Source organism: Veillonella sp. (assembly GCF_019414865.1).
Taxonomy (GTDB): domain Bacteria; phylum Bacillota; class Negativicutes; order Veillonellales; family Veillonellaceae; genus Veillonella.
Map to the genome: position 1 here is coordinate 1 of NZ_DXLG01000086.1, position 6,838 is coordinate 6,838.

Genomic DNA, 6,838 nt, shown 5'->3' on the forward strand with positions numbered 1-6,838 from the left:
ATAGTACAGGGTTTATAAAATAAGTTCATTTTGATATTGAGAATGATAACTAAATGAAAAATCATTATTGATTACGTTACGTATTAATAATCTTTTGTTAAATGTACTAATAACTCCCCATAAAATAACTATATAACTATAGAATTCTGATATGTTTATAGAACATTGTATTTTTTGTATAATAAGTATATAAATACTGAACGATATAAAAGGAGGCGCTATGGCATTTGTTAGATATTATATAGGCGATGTGGTAAAAATGAAAAAGTCACATCCCTGTGGCAGTGATGAATGGGAAGTTAAACGGATTGGTACAGACTTTCTCATCGTATGTAATGGTTGTGGTCATCAACTATTGATGCCGCGCCCGAAATTTGAAAAGGCAGTTAAGAAAATCGTATCTCGATTGCCCGAGAATGAATAAGGAGGACGGATGGTACGACTCACTGATTACGTAACAAGTGGGGGCTGTGCGTGTAAGATTGGGCCTCATATATTAAATCGTGTATTAAAAGCAGTGATACCTGTTACCAATGAACACGTACTGGCAGATATGACAGGTGCTGACGATGCAGGGGTATATAAACTTTCAGATACACTAGCATTAGTGCAAACATTAGATTTCTTTACGCCCATGGTTAATGATCCTATTTTATTTGGTAAAATTGCGGCTGCTAATGCTTTGAGTGATGTATATGCTATGGGCGGTACGCCTTTAACGGCTATGAATATTGTGGGGTTCCCTGTGCCTCTTGTTGAACAAGGTATATTAACAGATGTATTAAACGGAGCGGGATCTATCGTGGCTGAATCTGGTGCTGCCATCGTTGGTGGTCACAGCATTGAAAATAAAGAGCCTATCTTCGGTATGTCTGTAACAGGGCAAGTGAATCCAAATCGAATTTGGAAAAATAAAGGGGCTCAAGTAGGGGATGTGCTGATATTAACTAAGCGAATTGGTACAGGAATTATGAATAATGCTCTAAAAGGTGATTTATTCCCTGTAGGTACTGAGCAGGCCGTCACTAGCATGAGTACATTAAATCGGGTGGGAGCAGAGGTGGCTCACAACTTTACCATCCATGCTTGTACAGACGTAACAGGCTTTAGTCTAATGGGACATTCCGTAGAAATGGCTAGTGCCTCTGATGTGACCATTCATATTAAAGCTTATGACATTCCACTATTTGATAATGTCATCGAAGCAGCTCAAATGGGCTTGGTGCCTGCTGCATCCTATGGGAATCGAAAGGCTATAACAGACGTTCAAGTAGATCAGGCTTTGGACCCTGTATGGACGGATATTCTCTTTGATCCCCAAACCTCGGGTGGCTTACTGTTTTCTGTTCCCGCTAATGAAGGTGAACAACTCGTAGAGTCGTTACATAAGGCTGGTATAGACTGTGCGGCTATTATTGGTACTGTTGAAAGCTTTAGTGGATTAGCAGTACGTGTTACATAATAGATTTATAAAAAATAGGTTTTCTACTATTGGCAATCAATATTTAATTACAATATCATTAGCTGATAGCTGATAGCTGATAGCTGATAGCTGATAGCTGATAGCTGATAGCTGATAGGTAATACTTTTACAAAACATATAATGTATATAATATAGAGGTGTATGATGAGCAATACAAATGAATTAACTGTAGATGTACGTGGTAGCTTGTGTCCAAAACCTGTTATTGAAACTAAGAAGGTTAGCGATGCGAATCCAGTTGCTGTTATTACTACTATTGTAGATAATGAAGTGAGTCGCGATAATGTAGAAAAGTTTGGCAAGTCTCGTGGTTATGGTGTGGCAATCCGCCAAGATGGTAAGGATTTCTACCTCACTATGACCCCTAATGATAATCCAGTATCAGATGGTAGTTGTAAACCAATGAATTACGGCAACCGTGTCATCTTGATGACAAAAGATTATCTCGGTGAAGGTAGTGAAGAGCTCGGTAGAAATTTGATGAAAACCTTCTGGGTGTGCATGGTAGAAGCCGATGTAAAACCATCTAAAATCTATTTCATCAACAGCAGTGTTAAGATGGTTGTAAATGATTCTGTTCATTTAGAAAATATTAAAAAACTAGCTGATCTTGGTGTTGAAATTGCAGCATGTGGCATTTGTCTCGATTACTTTGGGGTAAAAGAAGAACTTGGCGTAGGTAGCATTACAAATATGTACGCTATTACGGACTCTATTCTTGGGGAGAATTTAGTTAAGTTATAATTCTTAGCACTAGCATTTTAACGGACCAATTTAGACGAGATGCCTTAGCTTTAAATGGATCGTCAGTGTTATAAAAATGTAATGGTATATGCTATGGTAGGAGGTGAGGCCTTGGAAAATAAAAAATTGCTAGTCGTCTTTACGTCCTATTATTTTGGCGATAAAGCGGACAAGATATTAACAGAATTAGAGGTGCCTCATCAATTGATGGCTACACCTCCCGAGCTTTACGATATGTGTGGGTTATCTGTTCAAATAGATCCAAGTATTGTAGAGCAGGTTCAGACTATTTTAAAAGAACATAAGATTAGTACATCTGGCCTCTTTTGGTATGAAAAAGGCGAGCTAGCTGTACCATATAAAGCCTAGACATCGTCTAGGCTTTTTCTTGTTTTTTATTTAAATTTTGATTCTTATATAATTTAACGGCTAACTATGGTACTATAAATATATGATATTTTTTATCATTATGGAGGTATATATGAGCAAGTATGAAATAGAAAATGTAAAATTAACCGCTCCAAAATTGGATCGTAAAGATTTAGAATATGCTATGACCTATCGCTATGCTTGTAAGAAGTTTGATAGCAATAAGAAAATCTCTGAAGAAGACTGGAATGCTATTCTTAATGCGGCACGTTTGTCTCCTACATCCCTTGGCTTTGAGGCTTACCAATTGTTGGTGATTCAAAATCCAGAAATTCGCGAAAAAATGAAAGCTCATGGCTGGGGGATTTTAGCAGGTCTTGAAGCTAGTCATGTAGTAGTTTTCTTGGCGCGTAAAAAAGTTGATCTTGAATTCGATTCTCCATATATTCGTCATATTCAAGAAGAGGTTAAACAATTACCTGCTGAAGTTGATGCAGCATACCGTGAGAAATATGCTCAATTTACTACAAGTGACTTTAAAACATTTGAGTCTGAACGGGCTGCCTTTGATTGGGCTTCAAAACAAGCGTATATCGTTATGGCGAACATGATGACTATGGCGGCGTATGAAGGCTTAGATTCTTGTCCATTAGAAGGCTTCAATCAAGATGACATGACCGCACTCTTAGGTGATGAACTTGGCCTGTTCGATACTAAACACTTTGGCATTGCTGTAATGGCTGCCTTTGGTTACCGTGATGAAGAACCACATCGCAATAAAACACGTCGTACAATGGATGAAATTGTAACAGTAGTTGAGTAGATTATATATGTAGAACTAAATCGAAATTCTTCATTTAACCTTTAGAATTGAATGCTATATTATAAATACACAACAATTCTAAAGTATTTATAAATACTGTATTTTTGATGGGATTTATGAATATTATGATTAAATAGGAAGGAGTGATTATATGTTATGGTCAATTATTGTTGGTGGTTTTATTGGGTTCCTAGCTGGTGCCATCACTAACAAAGGCGGTGCAATGGGCATTATCGCTAACGTTGTTGCTGGTTTAATTGGCTCGTCCGTAGGTCAGTCCCTATTTGGTACCTGGGGTCCTAGCTTAGCGGGAATGTCCTTAATTCCATCTGTATTGGGTGCAGTCATTGTTGTTGCTGTAGTCTCATTTTTCTTCGGAAAAAAAGGATAGCCCTCTACTTGTAACAGTAGATTTTATATGGTTAAACGTGATTTTACATGAAAGGAGTCACAATTATGGCATTAGAAGATAAATTAGATCAAGTTAAAGGTGCAGTAAAAGAAAATGCAGGTAAATTAACTGATGACAAACAAATGCAAGCCGAAGGTGCTGTTGAGAATACAGTAGCAAAAGTAAAAGATGCTGCTGATAGTGTTGTTAATGATATCAAAAAAACTGCAGATGATGCTAAAGACGCTGTAGAAGGTGCGATTAGTGGCCTTAAAAATGCATTGGGCAATGATGACAAATAAAATTAAATAAAAGCTATTTTGTAGCATTAAAAAAACCAGTAAATCGTTCGATTTACTGGTTTTTTGTTATTAATTTGTATTATACGTTGAAGCGGAAGTGTGTTACATCGCCGTCTTTCATAACGTAGTCTTTGCCTTCTAGGCGTACAAGACCTTTTTCTTTAGCCGCATTTTGGCTACCGCAAGCTTGTAAGTCATCGAAGGATACAATTTCAGCACGGATGAAGCCTTTTTCTATATCGGAGTGGATTTTACCAGCCGCTTGAGGTGCTTTTGTGCCGTTTACGATTGTCCAAGCACGAGCTTCCATTTCGCCAGCTGTGAAGTAGTTGATAAGACCTAAGAGTGCATAACTTGCCTTGATAAGTTTAGTTAAGCCAGATTCTTCAAGGCCAAGATCTTCAAGGAATGCAGCGGATTCTTCTTCAGATAACTCTGCAATTTCGGACTCGATACGAGCAGAAACAACAACGATGCCAGCGCCTTCGCTTTTCGCATATTCCTCTACGCGTTTTACATATTCATTACCGGAGTAATCAGATACTTCATCTTCAGAAATGTTAGCTACATAAAGAGATGGTTTTGCTGTAAGCAATGTCAACTCTTTGATCATTTCTAATTCTTCTTCTTCGAGACCTTGTGCACGAACTGGTTTTGCTTCACCTAGACCTTCGATGATGCGTTCTAGTAATGGTAACTCAGTACGCGCATCTTTGTCGCCGGATTTAGCGATTTTTTCAATACGTTGTTTACGTTTTTCCACGGATTCAAGGTCTGCAAGGCAGAGCTCAGTGTTGATGATTTCGATATCACGAATTGGATCGATAGAGCCAGAAACGTGAGTGATGTTAGGGTCATCGAAACAACGGATAACTTGAGCAATCGCATCTACTTGGCGGATGTGGCTAAGGAATTTATTACCTAAACCTTCGCCTTTGGACGCACCTTCTACAAGGCCTGCAATATCTACGAAGCGCATAGCTGCAGGAAGGATGCGTTTGGAGCCGAACATTTCAGCCAATACAGCTAAACGATTGTCTGGAACATCAACGACACCTACGTTTGGCTCGATTGTACAGAATGGATAGTTGGCAGCTTCAGCGCCTGCTTTTGTAATAGCGTTGAATAATGTACTTTTACCAACATTTGGAAGGCCTACGATGCCTACTTCTAAATTTGTGCTCATGGTACCACCTTTTATTAACTAATTGATTTCGTTCTTTGTGAAAGCTTCCGTAGAAACTCTATCAAATAAATATTATATCATATAGATGCTATAAATTTGTACTAAAAAAGTGACACTATTAGTCACATAGGTGACTAGTAGTGTCACTAAATACATTTACAGAAAGATTGATAAATAATATATTGATGTCGAGGCCTCTAGATGTGTCAGTTCTTGCTAATTAATCGCTACCATTATCATGGCGGCAAAATAGACTGACTATCTAGTACACCTAGCTTTCTACCGCTAGAATGAAAAAGGGCCTGACCCAGTAGAATCAAGCCGTTTCTTCAAATTTTTACCTATAGAAACAAGGCTGACGCTACTAAACATCTATGCCTCACTTCTTGTAATAGTATACCATATAAGAAGACAAAAACCCACACTGAGGTGTGGGTTTTTTGTTATATTTCTTATAGAGAATGTGCTCTCAAGTCCGCAGCAGATTGTGTAGAAATCCAAGCTGGTGGAATGTCGAATACTGTGTAGCAACCTGTGCCGCCGTGTTTAGCAAGGCGGTAGATGCCACGTGCGTAAGCAACGAGGGCAGAACCTGTGAATTCAGGGTTGGAATCGAGTTTTAAGGAGTACTCGATAACGTGACGAGTGCCATCTGTACTTTCACCAGAGCGAAGAACGAAGCCACCATGTGGAATGCCTTTGTGATCGCGATCAAGTTCCTCTTGGGAAATGAAGTTTACTACAGTTTCGTAACCTACGAAGTAGTTTTCCATAGTTTTGATTTCATTTTCAATTTTAGCTTTGTCCGCATCAGGAGCAGCCACTACATAGCACTCACGAAGGTGACCTTTGTAGCCATCAACGTCTGGAGTTTCACCATTGCGGATAGCTTCAAGGTATTGTTCTTTAGGAACAGTGTATTGACGAGCATCAAGAACACCATCAATACGACGAATAGCATCGGAGTGACCTTGGGAAACGCCACGGCCCCAGAATGTATAAGATTTACCTTGAGGCAAGATGCTTTCAGCATATACACGTTGTAAAGAGAACATGCCTGGGTCCCAACCGCAAGAAATCAATGTAGCAGTTTTAGCTTCTTTAGCTACTTTGTCTACATTAGCAAAATGCTCAGGAATACGTGCATGTGTATCGAAGGAATCGATACAGTTGAAGTATTTAGTTACCATTGGAGTTTGTTCGATAAGGTCTGTTGCAGAACCACCGCAAAGAACCATAACATCGATTTTACCTTTGAAGTTTGGTAGATCCTCCATAGTATATGTAGGAACACCAGAAACTGTTTCTAAACCTTTACGTCGAGAGAATACACCAACAAGCTCCATATCAGGTTGTAATTTTACGGATGCTTCAACACCACGACCTAAGTTGCCGTAGCCAACGATACCAATACGAATTTTGCTCATATTAGCCTCCTATATAAATCGAGAAATTTAATTATTAACATTTTTATTATAGCACAAAATTAGGGCATTTGATATTTTTCTATAGAATTAATTGATGATATATATAAAAGACC

9 protein-coding genes are annotated in these 6,838 nt (G+C 38.5%); 7 read left to right on the forward strand and 2 right to left on the reverse strand.

Annotated elements, in window-relative coordinates:
• Nucleotides 1–220: 220 nt before the first annotated feature.
• From QZ334_RS06035 to QZ334_RS06065, 7 genes are all read left to right on the forward strand, one after another.
• Nucleotides 221–424 (forward strand): DUF951 domain-containing protein, encoded by a 204-nt coding sequence (locus QZ334_RS06035; protein ID WP_060923842.1) that lies wholly within the window; start codon nt 221–223, stop codon nt 422–424.
• 9 nt (nt 425–433) lie between these two features.
• The gene (gene selD, locus QZ334_RS06040) at nt 434–1,462 is read left to right on the forward strand and encodes a selenide, water dikinase SelD (RefSeq protein ID WP_295232781.1); all 1,029 of its coding nucleotides are present in this window, start codon (nt 434–436) and stop codon (nt 1,460–1,462) included.
• 165 nt (nt 1,463–1,627) lie between these two features.
• Nucleotides 1,628–2,227, forward strand: a complete 600-nt coding sequence (gene yedF, locus QZ334_RS06045) for a sulfurtransferase-like selenium metabolism protein YedF (RefSeq protein ID WP_295232785.1) — start codon at nt 1,628–1,630, stop codon at nt 2,225–2,227.
• Nucleotides 2,228–2,338: 111 nt separating this feature from the next.
• On the forward strand, nt 2,339–2,596 hold the full coding sequence (locus tag QZ334_RS06050) for a DUF3343 domain-containing protein (RefSeq protein ID WP_060923933.1): 258 nt from the start codon (nt 2,339–2,341) through the stop codon (nt 2,594–2,596).
• Nucleotides 2,597–2,708: 112 nt separating this feature from the next.
• Nucleotides 2,709–3,419: an NAD(P)H-dependent oxidoreductase gene (locus QZ334_RS06055; RefSeq protein WP_295212847.1), complete on the forward strand. Its 711-nt coding sequence runs from the start codon at nt 2,709–2,711 to the stop codon at nt 3,417–3,419.
• 151 nt (nt 3,420–3,570) lie between these two features.
• The gene (locus QZ334_RS06060) at nt 3,571–3,810 is read left to right on the forward strand and encodes a GlsB/YeaQ/YmgE family stress response membrane protein (RefSeq protein ID WP_060923839.1); all 240 of its coding nucleotides are present in this window, start codon (nt 3,571–3,573) and stop codon (nt 3,808–3,810) included.
• A 65-nt stretch (nt 3,811–3,875) separates the two neighbouring features.
• The gene (locus tag QZ334_RS06065; RefSeq protein WP_060923838.1) at nt 3,876–4,112 is read left to right on the forward strand and encodes a CsbD family protein; all 237 of its coding nucleotides are present in this window, start codon (nt 3,876–3,878) and stop codon (nt 4,110–4,112) included.
• 79 nt (nt 4,113–4,191) lie between these two features.
• On the opposite strand, the gene ychF is transcribed toward QZ334_RS06065, so the two are convergent.
• Nucleotides 4,192–5,298, reverse strand: a complete 1,107-nt coding sequence (ychF, locus tag QZ334_RS06070) for a redox-regulated ATPase YchF (RefSeq protein WP_178884444.1) — start codon at nt 5,296–5,298, stop codon at nt 4,192–4,194.
• Nucleotides 5,299–5,750: 452 nt separating this feature from the next.
• Nucleotides 5,751–6,725: a diaminopimelate dehydrogenase gene (locus QZ334_RS06075; protein WP_287536587.1), complete on the reverse strand. Its 975-nt coding sequence runs from the start codon at nt 6,723–6,725 to the stop codon at nt 5,751–5,753.
• Between the last annotated feature and the right edge of the window lie 113 nt (nt 6,726–6,838).